The following is a 15,296-nucleotide window of genomic DNA, read 5'->3' as shown; positions in this document are numbered from 1 at the left end:
GGTGGCTGTCCCGGATCCGGCTCGGGTGCTCGCGGCGACAGGCTGGGTCATGCCTGGAACCCGGTACACCGGACTGCTGGCCCTCGGCGGGATCGCCCTCGCGGCCCTGCTCACAGTGATCGGTCATCTTGAGGTCGACCACCTCGACCCATGGACGTTGACGATCAGCGACTTCGCCGTCTCCGACCGGGGTGGGGTCATCGACGTCGCAATGGTGGTGCTCGCGCTCGCCAGCGCCGCGCTGCTGTACGGGCTGCGCCGCACCGGCCCGCCCCGCCCGCGCACACGGGCCGGCCGGGCCACCGACTTGCTGCTCGTCGCGTGGGTGGCCGGACTGCTGCTGGCGGCGGTGGTGCCGACAAACGACCCGGGCACTCCCATGACCACCGCCGCCTACCTGCACCGGTACGCCTCGGTGGTCGCCTTCCTGGCGCTGCCGGCCGCCGGTTGGCTGCTCGCCCGCCGGCCCGACGTGGCACCTGCCGCAGGGATCGTGCGCGCCCTGGTCATGCTCAGCCTGGCCCTGGCCGCAGCGATGATCTGGTCCGCCTACCCCGGCGACCGAGTCCTACTGGGCCTGATCGAGCGCCTGCTGATCCTGACCGAAGTAGCTGTGTTAGCGACCCTGGCGGTGCTCCAAACCCGTCCCCTGGTCGATCATGGAGTTGTGGTGCCCCGCAAAAGGGGTGCGCCCGCGTAAACCGGCCACCACAACTCCATGATCGACGAGAGCTGGGGTTACTCCAGCTCGTGGAGCATCAGCTGGCGGGCCGCTTCGGTGATCGAGCCCGACAGGCTTGGGTAGATCGTTATTGTCTGGGCCAGCTCGTTCACTGTCAGGTTGTTCTCCACGGCCAGGGTGATCGGCAGGATCAGCTCGCTGGCCTTCGGCGCGACGACCACACCGCCGATCACCTGCCCGCTCGCCGGCCGGCAGAACAGCTTCACGAAGCCGTCGGACAGGTCGTCCATCTTGGCCCGCGCGTTGCCCGACAACGGCAGCATCACCGGCCGGGCCGGGATCTTGCCCGCGTCGACCTCGTCCTGCGAGACACCCACGGTGGCCAACTCCGGGTCGGTGAAGACGTTCGCCGAGACCGTCCGCAGCCGCAGCGGCCGCACCGCCTCGCCCAGGGCGTGCCACATCGCGATCCGGCCCTGCATGGCGGCGACGCTTGCCAGCAGCAGCACACCGGTGCAGTCACCGGCGGCGTAGATGCCGGGAACGTTCGTCCGGGAAACCCTGTCGACGGTGACGTAGCCACCCCGGCCCAGCTCCACGCCGTACTCGGCCAGGCCCAGGTCGGCGGTGTTCGGGATCGAGCCCACAGCGATCAACGCGTGCGAACCGGTGACCTTGCGGCCGTCGGACAGTTCCACCTCCACCCCGTCGGCGGTACGCCGGACCGCGTCGGCGCGCGAGTTGTTGAGGATTGTCATACCCCGGTTGCGGAACACCCGCTCGATGGCGGACGCCGCGTCGGCGTCCTCGTGCGGCATCACCCGGTCCCGGCTGGACACCAGCGTGACCTGGACCCCCATCGCCAGGTACGCGCTTGCGAACTCGGCGCCGGTCACGCCGGAGCCGACCACGATCAGGTGCTCGGGCAGCTCCGGCAGGTCGTACACCTGGCGCCAGGTCAGGATGCGCTCGCCGTCCGGCACGGCGGTCGGCAGCTGGCGGGGCGTCGAGCCGGTGGCCACCAGCACGGTGGACGCGGCGATCGAGTATTCCTCGCCTCCGTCGGCCGGGGTGATGATGACCATGTGGGTGTGCCCGAGGGCGTCATCGCCCAGCCGGGCGGTGCCGGCCACGAAGGTGACCCCCGCCTTGAGCAGCTTGGCGTGGATGTCGGCGGACTGCGCCAGCGCCAGGCGCTTGACCCGCTCGTGCACGGCCCGCGCGTCGACGGTGACCGCCTCCAGGCCGTCCGAGTGCACCCCGAACTCCTCGGTGTCCCGGTAGCCGGTGACCACCTGCGAGCTGGCGATGAACGTCTTCGACGGCACGCAGTCGGACAGCACGCAGGCCCCGCCCGCGCCGTCGGCCTCCACCACGGTGACATCGGCGTCCAGTTGGGCGGCGACGAGCGCCGCCTCGTACCCGGCCGGCCCACCGCCGATGATCACGATCCGGCTCACAGCGTTAGCCCTTCGTTGATGCTCACAGTGACTTTCTTCTCCCGAACGCACCCGACACGCACAGTCGTATTCTCCCCCACCCGTCCGCCGGGCTATCGTCATCGCCGTGCGTCATCACGCCGCCTACGGCTCAAACCTCGACCCGGCCCGGATGCGGGCCTACTGCCCGCACTCGCCCATGGTGGGCACCGGCTGGCTGGAGGGGTGGCGGCTGACCTTCGCCGGGGAGGACGTCATCGGCTGGGAGGGCGCGGTGAGCACCGTCGTCGAGTCCCCCGGTGACCGGGTGTTCGTGGCGATCTACGACATCCACCCGTATGACGCGGCCCAGCTCGACGAGCTGGAAGGGGTGACGGCCGGCACGTACCGCAAGCTGCACGTCCGGATCTCCACCCTCGACGGTGACGTCACCGCGTGGATCTACGTGTTCGACGGTTACGAGGGCGGGCTGCCGACCGCCTGGTACCTCTCCGAGATCGCGAACGCCGCCGAGAAGGCGGGTGCGCCCGACGACTACGTCACCGAGCTTCGCTCCCGTCCCACCGGCACCGCCTCGGCCTGACCGGGTCCCCCCGCAGCCTCTGAGCGCCTTTCGCACCCGAACAGTCTGCAACCGTCGCCGGCCGGGCTGGTCGGCGGGCCGGTCGAGCGTCGTCAATCACACACCGGCGGCCGGGACGACCCGCTCGTACATGTCGCTCCACCAGGTCTCCCGCAGGCCGACAGAGCGGTAGAGCGACACCGGGGCGGTCGGGTTGGTGAGGTCCACACCCAGGCCGGCGGAGACCCGGCCCTTCTCGGCGTAGCGGGCGAAGGCGCGGCGCAGCAACGCCGCACCCACCCCACGCCGACGGTACGCGGGCAGCACCGACAGGGTCTTCACGAAGCCCTCCTGCTGCTCCAGCCCCTGGTCGGAGGACTGCAGCGCGCCGGCGAGCACCCCGTCCACCTCCGCGACGAACCACTCGTCCCAGGCGGTCACGTCGCCGATGCGGGCCCGCCACCGCTCGTACGACAGTGACTCGTGATCCGGGGTGTCGCCGAAGGAGGTGTCGTGGACCCTGTGGAACTCCCGCAGTTCGGCCTCGTCGTCGGGTCGGACCGGGCGCACTGTCACCCCGGCCGGCGGGGGCGGCTCGGCCGGCAGGTCGGCCAATGGGCGGTTCATCCGGACGTACCGTTTGGCGAGGGTGAAACCGCTCTCGCGCAGAATCCGTTCCCAGTCGCGTTCGGGTGCGAAGACCGCGCACCGGACGGTGAGCGCCGGCAGCCCCCGCTCGGCGGCGCGCTCGGCGACCCGGTCGAGTTGCCGGGCCAGCAGCGGCGCGCGGACGATGCCCGCCTGGGCCGGGTCGACGTAGACCTCCACGAATTCCCGGCCGACCCCTGTCGGATTGTCCACCGTCGCCCAGCCGACCACTGTGCCGTCCGGATCCACCGCCAGCCAGGAGTCGCGGGCCGGGTCGACGTAGGGGGCGGTCAGCGACGCCTCCACATCCTCGGCGTCGAAGTCGGGGTGGCCGATGGCGAAGGTGTCGGCCGCGTGCACGACCGTGAGGATCGCCGGTACGTCGTCGAGGATGGGCCGGCGCATGGTCCAGCCAGCGGGAAGCGTCACGGCAGCACATCCTGACAGCCGATCGTCGACGGTGCCGCCCATTTTTCGCGCTGTCGCGCGCGCCGGGCCCTTTCAGGCGAGGGCTCCCGATCAGATCTTGAGTACGTCCACGTCGTACAACGGTATCGATGCGTCGCGGGTGGCCAGGGTCAGATTCTCGGTGATCGCCTGCGCCACGAGCATGCGGTCGAAGGGATCGCGGTGGTGCGGTGGCAGGCGACCGGCGACGATGGCGTGGGCATGGGTCACCGGCAGTTCACGGAAACCCAGGTCCCTTACCCGCTCGGCGAGATCCGAGGGCCCCGCAAGCTTTCCCGCGCGCTGCTTGATGGTGATCTCCCACAGGCTGACCGGGGAGAGGACGATGTCCGGGTCGTGGCGCAGCCGGTCGAGGAACTCGGCGCCGAGGGTCGGATCGCCGGTGATGGCCCAGAGCGCCACGTGGGTGTCCAGCAGCAGGGTCATGCGCCGATGCCGAAGTCCGCAGCGATCTCGGCGTTCGTCTCGTCGGAATCCCAGTCGCCCGTGAGGTCGAGTTGCCCGGCGAGGGAGCCGACTGCCGTGCGGTTGACCCGCCGCACCAGCGGCACGACCTTCGCCACCGGGGTGCCCGCCCGGTCGATGATGATCTCCTCGCCGCGTTCCACCCGTTCGATGATGCGCGACAGATGGGTCTTGGCCTCATGCATGTTGTAGTGCACGGCCTCGCTCGACATGACTTCCTCTCCTCGGTTAGCTAAGACCCTAGTCTAGTCCGCTCCGCCCGGATGCGCGTAGTTCATTGAGCTGCCTGCGGCTCGGCCCGCTCAGGCGAGGGTGGAGCGGGTGTGGTGCAGCAACTCCACAAATTCTGCGCCGTCGCGGGGGCCGAGTGCCTCGAACGCATGCGCTGCCAACCGGTTCGTCACCGCCTCCGCCCAGAGGCGTCGACGCACAAGCGGCCCGATCGGCGGGTACGGCGGTGGCCAGCCGCACGCCACCGCGCCGGCCTCCCCCTCCGGCCCGGCCAGCACCGCCTCCAGCGGCGTCATGCCGGCCGCGCGCACCGCCAGCAGGTACGCGCCGGTGAAGTGTTCGCGGAGCACTCGCAGCCCGGCCGCGCTCCGGGCTCCCGGGGAGAGGTCCGGCAGCGGCATGGCCCGCCAGGCGGCGAAGAGCGGCATTCCGCTGGCGTTCGCGGCAACGACCGCCTGCTCGACGAGCCCGGCCAGCCGCTCGGCCCCCGGCAGCGCGCCCAGCCGCTCCGCCCCCCACCGGCAGCACTCGGCGAGGCTGGCGGCGGCCACGTCGGCCGGCGGGAGGACCCGGGCTGCGGCGTCCCACCCGTCGGCGACCGCGTCCGGGGCGACGAAGCCGATGGCCGCGGCCGCTGTCTCCGCGCGTACGTCGCCGAGCGCTCCGGCCCGGCCGCTGATGTAGAACGCCCAGCCGGAGATGCCGAGCAGTCGGGCCCGGCGCAGCGTGCTCGGGCATCTGCTGAACGCGTCACCGAGATCGAGAACGACGGGTTTGCTGGCGGCGGCGAGCTGCTCCGGCGTCATCCGGGCACCCCCCGGAGGCGGCTCGGCACGCCCACGGCGGCCCCGGCCGGAGCGTGACGGCCCCGTTCCTCGTCGTCCATCGATGCTCAGTCTGCCGCGCCACCGCCCGCGTCCGCATCCCCCTCTTCGGCCACCAGCGCCTCGACGGCGGCCTCGACCTCACCCGCGCGTCGGCGGGCCACTGTCACGGCCCGCTCAGCCGCCCGCCGAGCCAGCCGGGCCCTGCTGAGATCCTGCTCCGCGACGGCCCGCCGCCGCTCCAGCTCGGCCAACTCGGTCTCGATCCCGTCGAGGACGGCGACGCCGTCCTGCTCCTGCCCGGTCGCCTCGGCCAGCTCGGCCTCGGCCTGCTGCTGGTCGGCGTGGGCGCGGTCCAGCTCCCGGTCCAGTGCGCGACGTCGGCGTGCCCGCTCGGCCTGGGCCGCCCGCTGCGCCGCGCGTTCGGCCTGCGCGGCACGTTCCCGGGCCGGGTCGGCGCGAGGGCCCGCGGCGCGTGTGCGCTGAGCGGCGGGGCGAGTTTCCGGCTCCGGCTCGTCGTCGTCGCCGGTGACCAGCCGCAGCTGCGGTCGGGGCACCTCGCCGAAGCCTGCGTAGTGAGCCGACCGGAGCAGCCGCCCGGCCCGGACCTGCTCGGCGACCTCGCTGTCGGAGAGCGCCGCGTTCAGTGTCGCCTCCACCTCGCCCAGCGGCAGCCGGCTGGCCGGCGGCGCCTCCGGCTCGGCCGCGGCGAGCTTGCGAACCTCGGCGACAAGCGCGCCGACGACCGCCCGGCGCTGGGCCGACAGCTCCCGCAGCCGGGGCCCGCGCAGCTCCCGCTGCGCTACCCGCAACGAGTCGGCGAGCTGGACCAGGTCGGCGACAAGTTCGGGACGGTGGATGGCGAGCAGGTTCACCAGCCACGCGGCGACTGTGGGGCGGCGGAGCCGGGCCAGTTGGCGGGCTGTGCCCGGGTCGCCGGCCTGCCGCGCCTCGGCCACAGCGGCGTCCCGGGCGGCCACGAACCGGTCCGGTGGGGTGCGGTAGAGCTGCTGCACCAGCTCCGAGGGCGGGCCGGGCATCGTGTCAGACGTCCACCCGGCTACCGGGCTCCAGACGCTGGTACTCGGTGCCGGAAAGGGCCGTGTACTGCCGGTCGAGCACAGTCAGCCCGTTGTCGTTGAGCAGGGCGTCGTGCAGGGCGTACGCGCGGCGCGGGGCGACCGCCCGGATGAAGTCGACGACCTCGGAGAACTTTGACCAGGGGGCGTGGATCGGCGCGAACAGCGTGTCGACAGGTGTCTCCTCCGGCACCACGAGGGAGTCGCCGGGGTGGTAGACGACGTCGTTGATCAGGTAGCCGATGTTGTCGATCACCGGGATGTCCGGATGGATCACCGCGTGCCGCCCGCCGTACGCGCGGATCGGGACCCCCGCGGCGGTGAACGACTCACCGGGAGCGACAGGGCTCAGCGCCTCGGCGGCGTCGCCAAGAGTGCCGGCGAGAGAGGCAGGCCCGTGGATCGTCACCGGCCGCCTGTCGAGGTGCGGACGCAGTGCCGCAAGGTCGAGATGGTCCGGGTGTTCGTGGGTGACCAGCACCGCGTCCGCACCGTCCAACGCCTGGGGGTCGCTGAACATCCCAGGGTCCACAACGAGCACTCCCCCGTCGTGTTCCACCCGGAGGCAGGAGTGCGCGTATTTGGTGAGCCGCATCGTGACTCCTCGACTATCGAATCGTGATGTCCTCAGCGCAGTCTGCCGGAACCAGCCGGCGGGCGCGCCACGTCCGAGGTATCGCCACACCGGCTGACAACGATGGGAGCGGGGATGGACGGACGGGCAGGACGGCGTCGCGGCGCACTACTGGCGGCGACAGCACTCACGGCGACACTGGCGATGGTGGGATGCGGTGCCGGCGACAGCGGCGCGCGGGACTCGGCCGCCTCGGCGCCCGAGCGGGCCGTCACGGAGGGCGGCGCGGCGGACAAGAACGGCGGCGCCGACGCGCAGGGGGCTGCCGGGGCCGGTGCTCCGGACCTACGTGTCGACCAGCGGGCGATCGTCTACACCGGAGCGATGCGGGTGCAGGTGACCGATGTGGACGCGGCGGCCCGCGAGGTCAACGCCGTCGTCAGCCGTGCCGGCGGCTTCATCGGCGGGGACGTACGGCGCAGCGCCGACGCGGACGCCGAGGCGGAGCTGCAGCTACGGGTGCCTGCGGCGAAGTTCTCCGGTGTGGTGGAGGAGATCGCGAAGCTCGGCCGGCAGCAGAGCCGGGACATCAACACCCAGGACGTCACCGAGGAGACGGTCGACCTGGAGGCCCGGATCATCAGTCAGCGGGCGCGTGTGGACAGCGCACGCCGGCTGCTCGCCCGAGCCACCTCGATCACCGACCTGGTGTCGCTGGAGAACGAGTTGGGCCGCCGGGAGGCGGACCTGGCCTCGCTGGAGGCCAAGAAGCGGCGGCTGGCCGACCTGACGGCCCTCTCCACGATCACCGTCTCGCTTGCCGGGCCGGCGGCGAAGACCAGCGACGAGGAGAACGAAACGGGCTTCGTGGTCGGGCTGAAGGGCGGCTGGAAGGCGTTCGTCGCCTCGATGACAGTCCTGGTCACCGTGCTGGGGGCGTTGCTGCCGTGGCTGGTGGCGTTCGGCGTACCGGTGATGGTGTTGCTGCTGGTGCTGCGTAGGCGGCGGAAGACCCCGGCGCTCACCGCACCGGTCAGCGGGCCGCCGCCAGTGCCCGCAGCGCGGTCTGCACCATGACGCGTACGCCGGCCGGGATGGCCCGCTCGTCCACGTCGAAGGACGCGCGGTGCAGGTCGACGTTGGGGCCGGAACGGCCCACGCCGAGGCGGGCGAGGGCGCCGGGGACGTACTCCAGATACCAGGAGAAGTCCTCGCCGCCCATGCTCTGCGGGGTTTCGGCGACGCCGTCCGGGCCGAGCGCGGCGGTGGTGGCGGCGGTAAGCACCTGGATGGCCCGGGAGTCGTTGCTCACCGGCGGCCGACCGCGCAGGTATTCCAGGTCGACAGTGGCGCCGGTCGGGGCGATCACGTCCCGCACCACCTGAGCCACTATTTTGGGCGCCTGCTCCCAGGTGTCCCGGTCCATCACCCGCAGGGTGCCCGAGGCGGACGCCTCGGAGGGGATGACGTTGTAACGGGTGCCGGCCGACGCGTGGCCGAAGACCAACAGCAGCCCGCTGTTTGCCGGCACCCGGCGACTGACCAGGGCGGGCACCTCGGTGATCAGGCGGCCGAGCGCGTCGACCAGGTCGACGGTCAGGTGCGGGCGGGCGGTGTGCCCTCCCGGCCCGGTGAGCCGGACGGTGACGTTGTCGGCCGCTGCGGTGATCGGGCCGACGCGCAGGCCGATCTGGCCCACCGGCAGGTTCGGGTCGCAGTGCAGCGCGAAGATCTGCACGACGTCGTCCAGACCGTCGGCCTCGATGACCTCGAGGGAGCCGCACGGCAGGATCTCCTCCGCGGGCTGGAAGATGAGCCGGACCCGGCCGTCCAGCTCGCCGAGGTCGGCGAGTTGGGCCAGCAGCATGCCGACGCCGAGCATGATCGTGGTGTGGACGTCGTGGCCGCAGGCGTGGCAGACGCCCTCCACGGTGGAGCGGTAGGGCACGTCCTTGGTGTCGTCGAGCGGCAGGGCGTCGATGTCGGCGCGCAGCGCGACGACCGGCCCGTCCGGGCGGCCGTTGATGTCGCAGATCACCCCGTTGCCCTTGGGCAGCAGCCGAGGTTGCAGGCCGGCCAGGGACAGCTCCCGCGCGATCAGGGCGGCCGTCTCGAACTCCGTGCCGGAGAGCTCGGGGTGCGAGTGGATGTGACGGCGCGTAGCGATCAGCCCGGGTACCCGGAGCGCGAGGAGGTGGTCCAGGTCGCGGGGCAGCGGCTGGGAACCGGGCGGCGCGTCCGTCCAGGACGACGCCAGCTGGCCACCTGTGGGCAGCGTCAACGCACTCGTCACGTCGAATTCTCGATTACTGGAGATGGATGGATCATCGGGGACAGCAGACAGCCTAGACCTCCGACGGTGACGCTGCGCAACCTCGTTACGGTAATGATCAGAGCGCGCAGCGTCACGTATGCCCTGCTGAGAACGCTCGGAGATGTGCGAGACAGCAGGTAGATCACTGTCGAACGCTGTCATCCGCCCCCCTCACCTCCTACAACGCGTAATCAAAACCGGCGACGCCGAGAGGGGATCCCACTCGCACGCCCTTGCCGCGAATTGTCGCATTAGTCGGGGTGATGAACTGACACTCCGACAATTAACCGACCACACTCCGCAACGACCGAATAAGGACGCTCACATGCGTTGGCAAACCGTGACCGCACACCATGTGCGTCACGGTGCACCCGGTCGGCGTACCCCCGAAGCCGCTTCGGCACACCCCGAGGGCGATCGGAGTCGGTCAGAACCTGTCGCTGGGCCGGTACAGCCCCCACACCTCGCGCAGCGTTCCGCAGACCTCGCCCACCGTGGCCCGGGCCCGCAGCGCCTCCTTCATCGGGTAGAGCACGTTGTCGGACCCCTCGGCGGCGGCCCGCAGCTCGGCGAGGGCACGCGTCACCGCGTCGGCGTCCCGCTCGGCGCGCAACCGGGCCAGCCGGTCGGCCTGCGCCGCCTCGATCGCCGGGTCGACCCGCAGCGGCTCGTACGGCTCCTCCTCGTCCACCGTGAACCGGTTGAGCCCCACCACCACGCGCTCGCCGGAATCGATCTCCTGGGCGATCCGGTACGCGGACTGCTCGATCTCCCGTTTCTGGAACCCGGCCTCGATGGCGTCCACTGCCGAGCCGTGGTCGGCGACCCGCTCCATCAACTCGACGGCGGCGGCCTCGATCTCGGCAGTCATCGCCTCCACCACGTACGAGCCGGCGAACGGGTCGACGGTTGCCGTCAGGTCCGTCTCGTACGCCAGCACCTGCTGAGTGCGCAGCGCGAGCCGGGCGGCCTTCTCGGTGGGCAGCGCGATGGCCTCGTCGAAGCTGTTCGTGTGCAGCGACTGGGTGCCGCCGAGCACCGCGGCCAACCCCTGCACCGCCACCCGGACCAGGTTCACCTCCGGCTGCTGGGCGGTGAGCTGCACGCCCGCGGTCTGCGTGTGGAAGCGCAGCATCATCGACTTCGGATCCTTGGCGCCGAAGTCGTCACGCATCAGCCGGGCCCAGATCCGGCGGGCGGCGCGGAACTTCGCCACCTCCTCCAGCAGCGTCGTACGGGCCACGAAGAAGAACGACAGCCGGGGCGCGAAATCGTCGACGGCGAGCCCCGCGGCCAGCGCCGCCCGCACGTACTCCACGCCGTTGGCAAGGGTGAAGGCGATCTCCTGCGCGGGAGTGGCACCGGCTTCGGCCATGTGGTAGCCGGAGATGGAGATCGTGTTCCACTTCGGCACCTCCTTGCGGCAGTACGCGAACGTGTCGGCCACCAGGCGCAGCGACGGCTTCGGCGGGAAGATGTACGTCCCCCGGGCGATGTACTCCTTGAGGATGTCGTTCTGGATGGTGCCGTTGAGGGCGGTGCCCGGCACCCCGTTCTCCTCGGCGACGAGCTGGTAGAGCAGCAGCAGCACCGAGCCGGGCGCGTTGATGGTCATCGAGGTGGAGACCTTGTCCAGCGGGATGTCGGCGAAGAGCAGCCGCATGTCCTCGATGGAGTCGATTGCCACGCCGACCTTGCCGACCTCGCCGTGCGCGATGGGGTCGTCCGAGTCGTAGCCCATCTGCGTGGGCAGGTCGAAGGCGACGGAGAGGCCCATCGTGCCGGCCCGCAACAGTTGGTGGTAGCGCGCGTTGGACTCGGTGGCGGTGCCGAAGCCGGCATACTGGCGCATGGTCCACGGACGGGAGGTGTACATCGTGGGGTAGACCCCCCGTGTGTACGGGAACTCGCCCGGGCCTCCCAGCCGGGAGTCCAGGTCCTCCGGGAGGTCGGCCGCCGTGTAGACGGCGTTGATCGGAAACCCGGACTCGCTTGGCCGCCATTCGCTCATCTCCGGATGGTATGGCGCGTCGGCGTCCCACCGGGTGAGGGATACCGCACAGTGCGTCTTCACCTGTCGACGGGAGGTGAACGGGCGGGCACGATCTGTCGACTTCACCAAACGTCCGCCGCGTCGGCTTTCGCATCGGGCGTCGGAACCAGCAAGATAGGGGGGTTGTGTCCCAGCCCCCCTCGATTTCCCCCGGTGGCTTTTCTGTGACTCAGATCCCGACGTGGAGCGGCGGACAGGTAAGTCCCGCCAGCGGACGAGCGGCGCCCGGCACCACCATCGGTGACCGGTACTCGCTGCGGTCCGCGGTGGGCAACGGCGGCATGGGCACGGTGTGGCGCGCCACAGACACCCTGCTGCGCCGCGATGTGGCGGTGAAGGAGGTGGTCCTTCCCCCGGGCCTTGCCCCCAGCGACCGCGACGCCATGTACGAACGCACCCTGCGCGAGGCCCGCGCCGCCGCCGCCATCCAGCACCCCGCCGTGGTGCAGGTGTACGACGTGGTCACCGAGGCCGGTCGCCCGTGGATCGTGATGGAGCTGCTGGACGCCCGCAGCCTCGCCGACATGGTCATCGAGGACGGGCCGGTTGCACCCCGCGCGGTCGCCAAGATCGGCATCGCGCTGCTCGGCGCGTTGGAGGTCGCACACGCCATCGGTGTGCTGCACCGCGACGTCAAGCCCGCCAACGTGCTGATCTGCACCGACGGGCGCTGTGTGCTCACCGACTTCGGTGTGGCCCGGATGCCCACCGACGTGCAGCTCACCACCCCCGGCATGGTGCTCGGCTCGCCGCACTTCATCTCGCCAGAGCGGGCCATGGGTCAGGAGTTCGGCCCGCCGAGCGACCTGTTCTCGCTGGGCGTGACGCTCTACACCGCCGTCGAGGGGCGTCCCCCGTTCGACAAGGGCGACCCGATCGAGACCATGCACGCAGTTGTCGAGGACCCGCCGGCTCCGCCGCAGCGCAGCGGCCCGCTGACCCGGGTGCTGATGGGTCTCCTGGAGAAGGACCCGGCCCGGCGGCTGGACGTGCACACCTCCCGGGCGATGCTGCGCGAGCTGCTCGCCGGCCCGCTGGGCAGCACCGCCACCGCCGTGCACTCGGTCACCGACCCGTACGCGGTCGTTCCGGTGCAGCAGCGCCCCGCGCCGATCGCACTGCCCGCCGCGCAGGAGTCGAAGCCGGACAACCAGATCGGTGGCCGGGCCATGCTCGCCCCGAACGAGTCGCTTACCGACCGGCTGGCCTCGCTGCGCAAGGGCGAACGCCCCCAGGGGGCCCCTGCCTCCGCCGCCGCCGGGCTCGACGAGACGAGCGCCGACGCGCTCGCCGGCCCACTGCACACACCCACCGGCGCGATGCCCTCCACGGGCCGTCCCGCAGTTGGACGCACCTACGGCGGCAACGCCGACGCCACCCAGCGGGTGGACGCGGGAGCACACCCGGACGCCACCCAGCGGGTCACCTACGGCAGCCGAGCCGATGCCACCCAGCAGGTCCCGTACGGCGGGTCGGAGGCCACCCAGCGCGTCGGTGGCACCTACGGCGGCGGCAACCAGTGGTCGGTGCCCGGCACCGGTCAGCCGTGGACGACGCCGTCCACCGCGCCGGGCGGCGGCGCTCTCGACAAGGTCCGCGCCACCGGAGGTCAACTGGTCGGCACCGTCAAGGGCTGGCCGCGCAAGGTGCAGCTCGCCGCGGCCGGCGGGTTGGCACTGGTGCTGCTGCTCAGCGTGCTGGTGTTCTCCGGTGACGACGACCCCGCACCGACCACCCCGCAGGCGCAGCCCAACCCGTCGGCGGCGGCCGGGCCCGGCCTCGAGATGCAGGAGCACGTCGCGCGGGGCATCCAGGTCATGGTGCCCAAGGGCTGGAAGAAGGCCACCGGCGGCTCGTACACCGACTACATCGACCCGGAGGACAGCGGCCGCAAGGTGCGGATCATCACCGAGAAGTGGTCCAGCAGCTCGACCCGGTGGGCCGAGACGGCCGAGAACGGCCTCAAGACCAGGAGCACCTCCTGCGTCAAGCCGTACAACCAGATCGCCTCCACCGAGACCGAGCTGGCAAGCAAGCCGGCCGCCGAGTTCGAATACACCTGCGGTGAGGGCGACGCCATGCGGCACGGCATCTGGCGGGGCGTCGCACAGGACGGCAAGGCGTACTCGTTCTACCTCACCTCGACCGACACCAAGTTCGCCGAGAGCAAGCCGATCTTCGACGAGATGGTGCGGACGTTCCAGCTCACCGGCGACGGCTGAGCCGAGGGAACCGACAGCGTTGATCCGCCGCCGTGCTATCAAGAGGCATGGCGGCGGACACCCCTGACATCGACGACATTCGCGAGCAAGCTCGGCGCTGGCTGGCCGACGACCCCGACCCGGCCACCCGGGACGAGCTGACGGCGGTGATCGACAGGCTGCCGGCGAGCGCCCCCGAGCTGGCCGACCGGTTCGCCGGCCCGCTGACCTTCGGCACCGCGGGTCTGCGCGGCCCGCTCCGGGCCGGCCCGAACGGCATGAACCTCGCAGTGGTCACCCAGGCCGCCGCCGGGCTGGTCGGCTGGCTCGCCGCCCAGGGCGGCACCGGCCCCCTGGTGATCGGGTACGACGCCCGGCACGGTTCCCGGCAGTTCGCCGAGCGCACCGCACAGGTGGCCACCGGCGCCGGCCGGCCGGCGCTGCTGCTGCCCCGACCGCTGCCCACCCCCGTGCTCGCGTACGCGGTGCGCCAGCTCGGCGCGGTGGCCGGCGTGATGGTCACCGCCAGCCACAACCCGCCGCAGGACAACGGCTACAAGGTCTACCTGGGCGCGGAGCTGGGTGGTGAGCTGGGTGCCGGAGCGCAGATCGTGCCGCCGGCAGACGCCGGCATCGAGGCCGCCATCCGAGCTGTCGGCCCCCTCATCGAGGTGCCGCTGGGCCGGGCCGGCGAGGTCCTCGGCGACGACCTGGTCGCCTCGTACGTCGAGAGCGCCACAGCGGTCATCGACCCGGACGGGCCACGGGACCTGTCGGTGGCCTACACCCCTCTGCACGGTGTGGGTGCCGCGGTGCTCACTGCGGCGTTCGTCAGGGCCGGTTTCCCGGTCCCCGGTGTGGTGCCCGACCAGGCCGAACCCGACCCGGAGTTCCCCACCGTGTCGTTTCCCAACCCGGAGGAGCCGGGTGCGGTGGACCGGCTGATCGCGCTTGCCGACTCGACAGGCGCGGACCTCGCCATCGCCAACGACCCGGACGCGGACCGCTGCGCTGTGGTGATCCGTGACGGCGGGCAGGGCTGGCGGATGCTGCGCGGCGACGAGGTGGGCGTGCTGCTCGCCGACCACCTGATGCGACGCGGCGTGACAGGGCTCTACGCCACCACGATCGTGTCGTCGTCGCTGCTGCGGGCGATGTGCGCGGCCCGTGGCCTGCCCTACGACGAGACCCTTACCGGTTTCAAGTGGATCGTCCGGGCCGGCGGCGGAAGCGCGCCACTTGTCTTCGGCTACGAGGAGGCGCTGGGCTACTGCGTCGCCCCCGAGCACGTCCGGGACAAGGACGGCATCACCGCCGCACTGACGGTCGCCGAGCTGGCCGCCGGCCTCAAGGCGCAGGGTCGTACGCTTGCCGACCGGCTGGACGAGTTGGCCGCCGAGTTCGGCGTGCACCACACCGACCAGCTCTCCGTCCGGGTGGACGACCTGCGGGTGATCGCCGACGCGATGGCCCGGATTCGGGCAGCCACCCCCACCGTTCTGCTCGGGCAGCAGATCGACAGCGTCCGGGACCTGCTTCCGGAGTCGGACGTGGTGATCCTGCGCACCGGGACCGCGCGGGTGGTGATCCGCCCCTCCGGGACCGAGCCGAAGCTCAAGGCGTACCTGGAGGTGGTGGAGCCGGTCGCGGACGGCGACGTCGCCGCCGCACGTGCCCGCGCCGGCGCGGCGATCGCGCAACTTCGCGCCGAGGTCGCAGCCGCCCTCGGCCTCTAGCGCGCAAGGAAGGGCCCCTT

At 71.5% G+C, this 15,296-nt stretch carries 14 protein-coding genes; 5 read left to right on the top strand and 9 right to left on the bottom strand.

The window, feature by feature from the left end; translation table 11 throughout:
- Positions 1-49 precede the first annotated feature (49 nt).
- Positions 50-700 (top strand): DUF998 domain-containing protein, encoded by a 651-nt coding sequence (locus ACPXB1_RS01770; protein WP_355592530.1) that lies wholly within the window; start codon positions 50-52, stop codon positions 698-700.
- Between the two features lie 38 nt (positions 701-738).
- On the opposite strand, the gene ACPXB1_RS01765 is transcribed toward ACPXB1_RS01770, so the two are convergent.
- The gene (locus ACPXB1_RS01765) at positions 739-2,142 is read right to left on the bottom strand and encodes an NAD(P)H-quinone dehydrogenase (RefSeq protein WP_355592532.1); all 1,404 of its coding nucleotides are present in this window, start codon (positions 2,140-2,142) and stop codon (positions 739-741) included.
- A gap of 106 nt (positions 2,143-2,248) precedes the next feature.
- On the opposite strand from ACPXB1_RS01765, the gene ACPXB1_RS01760 reads away from it, so the two are divergent.
- The gene (locus ACPXB1_RS01760) at positions 2,249-2,704 is read left to right on the top strand and encodes a gamma-glutamylcyclotransferase (protein ID WP_132233291.1); all 456 of its coding nucleotides are present in this window, start codon (positions 2,249-2,251) and stop codon (positions 2,702-2,704) included.
- Positions 2,705-2,800: 96 nt separating this feature from the next.
- On the opposite strand, the gene ACPXB1_RS01755 is transcribed toward ACPXB1_RS01760, so the two are convergent.
- The 6 genes from ACPXB1_RS01755 to ACPXB1_RS01730 all read right to left on the bottom strand — a co-directional run bounded on the left by ACPXB1_RS01755 (position 2,801) and on the right by ACPXB1_RS01730 (position 6,993).
- Positions 2,801-3,760 carry a GNAT family N-acetyltransferase gene (locus ACPXB1_RS01755; RefSeq protein ID WP_355592534.1) on the bottom strand — a complete coding sequence of 320 codons (960 nt, stop codon included), beginning with the start codon at positions 3,758-3,760 and terminating at the stop codon, positions 2,801-2,803.
- Positions 3,761-3,850: 90 nt separating this feature from the next.
- Entirely contained in the window at positions 3,851-4,225 is a 375-nt protein-coding gene (locus ACPXB1_RS01750) for a type II toxin-antitoxin system VapC family toxin (RefSeq protein WP_355592536.1), read from the bottom strand.
- Entirely contained in the window at positions 4,222-4,476 is a 255-nt protein-coding gene (locus ACPXB1_RS01745; RefSeq protein WP_355592538.1) for a type II toxin-antitoxin system Phd/YefM family antitoxin, read from the bottom strand. The genes ACPXB1_RS01750 and ACPXB1_RS01745 overlap by 4 nt, the downstream gene beginning before the upstream one ends.
- A gap of 90 nt (positions 4,477-4,566) precedes the next feature.
- A complete protein-coding gene (locus ACPXB1_RS01740; RefSeq protein ID WP_355592540.1) occupies positions 4,567-5,301 on the bottom strand; it encodes an SCO6745 family protein in 735 nt (244 codons plus the stop codon).
- A gap of 86 nt (positions 5,302-5,387) precedes the next feature.
- Positions 5,388-6,359, bottom strand: a complete 972-nt coding sequence (locus ACPXB1_RS01735) for a hypothetical protein (RefSeq protein WP_355592542.1) — start codon at positions 6,357-6,359, stop codon at positions 5,388-5,390.
- 4 nt (positions 6,360-6,363) lie between these two features.
- Positions 6,364-6,993, bottom strand: coding sequence for an MBL fold metallo-hydrolase (locus tag ACPXB1_RS01730; RefSeq protein ID WP_355592544.1), 630 nt, complete (start codon positions 6,991-6,993; stop codon positions 6,364-6,366).
- Between the two features lie 93 nt (positions 6,994-7,086).
- Here ACPXB1_RS01730 and ACPXB1_RS01725 point away from each other — a divergent pair, with 93 nt between their 5' ends.
- Positions 7,087-8,049, top strand: coding sequence for a DUF4349 domain-containing protein (locus ACPXB1_RS01725; protein WP_355592846.1), 963 nt, complete (start codon positions 7,087-7,089; stop codon positions 8,047-8,049).
- Here the strand turns inward: ACPXB1_RS01725 and ACPXB1_RS01720 are convergent.
- Together ACPXB1_RS01720 and ACPXB1_RS01715 are read right to left on the bottom strand one after the other, a co-directional pair.
- A complete protein-coding gene (locus tag ACPXB1_RS01720; protein ID WP_355592546.1) occupies positions 8,006-9,265 on the bottom strand; it encodes an amidohydrolase in 1,260 nt (419 codons plus the stop codon). The genes ACPXB1_RS01725 and ACPXB1_RS01720 overlap by 44 nt on opposite strands.
- 448 nt (positions 9,266-9,713) lie before the next feature.
- The gene (locus tag ACPXB1_RS01715; protein ID WP_355592548.1) at positions 9,714-11,297 is read right to left on the bottom strand and encodes an acyl-CoA mutase large subunit family protein; all 1,584 of its coding nucleotides are present in this window, start codon (positions 11,295-11,297) and stop codon (positions 9,714-9,716) included.
- Between the two features lie 206 nt (positions 11,298-11,503).
- Between ACPXB1_RS01715 and ACPXB1_RS01710 the strand changes: the two genes are divergently transcribed.
- Together ACPXB1_RS01710 and ACPXB1_RS01705 are read left to right on the top strand one after the other, a co-directional pair.
- Positions 11,504-13,561, top strand: coding sequence for a serine/threonine-protein kinase (locus ACPXB1_RS01710; RefSeq protein WP_355592550.1), 2,058 nt, complete (start codon positions 11,504-11,506; stop codon positions 13,559-13,561).
- Positions 13,562-13,608: 47 nt separating this feature from the next.
- Positions 13,609-15,276 carry a phospho-sugar mutase gene (locus tag ACPXB1_RS01705; RefSeq protein WP_355592552.1) on the top strand — a complete coding sequence of 556 codons (1,668 nt, stop codon included), beginning with the start codon at positions 13,609-13,611 and terminating at the stop codon, positions 15,274-15,276.
- Positions 15,277-15,296 lie beyond the last annotated feature (20 nt).

The sequence above is a fragment of the Micromonospora sp. DT68 genome, from assembly GCF_049847245.1.
Lineage (GTDB): Bacteria > Actinomycetota > Actinomycetes > Mycobacteriales > Micromonosporaceae > Micromonospora > Micromonospora profundi.
This window is presented reverse-complemented; position numbering and strand designations above follow the sequence as displayed.

Bases quoted from the DNA above. Each gene is read 5' to 3' on its own strand.
- ACPXB1_RS01770 (WP_355592530.1), top strand. From the start codon at position 50: ATGCCTGGAACCCGGTACACCGGACTGCTGGCCCTCGGCGGGATCGCC.
- ACPXB1_RS01750 (WP_355592536.1), bottom strand. From the start codon at position 4,225: ATGACCCTGCTGCTGGACACCCACGTGGCGCTCTGGGCCATCACCGGC.
- ACPXB1_RS01745 (WP_355592538.1), bottom strand. From the start codon at position 4,476: ATGTCGAGCGAGGCCGTGCACTACAACATGCATGAGGCCAAGACCCAT.
- ACPXB1_RS01740 (WP_355592540.1), bottom strand. From the start codon at position 5,301: ATGACGCCGGAGCAGCTCGCCGCCGCCAGCAAACCCGTCGTTCTCGAT.
- ACPXB1_RS01735 (WP_355592542.1), bottom strand. From the start codon at position 6,359: ATGCCCGGCCCGCCCTCGGAGCTGGTGCAGCAGCTCTACCGCACCCCA.
- ACPXB1_RS01730 (WP_355592544.1), bottom strand. From the start codon at position 6,993: ATGCGGCTCACCAAATACGCGCACTCCTGCCTCCGGGTGGAACACGAC.
- ACPXB1_RS01715 (WP_355592548.1), bottom strand. From the start codon at position 11,297: ATGAGCGAATGGCGGCCAAGCGAGTCCGGGTTTCCGATCAACGCCGTC.
- ACPXB1_RS01705 (WP_355592552.1), top strand. From the start codon at position 13,609: ATGGCGGCGGACACCCCTGACATCGACGACATTCGCGAGCAAGCTCGG.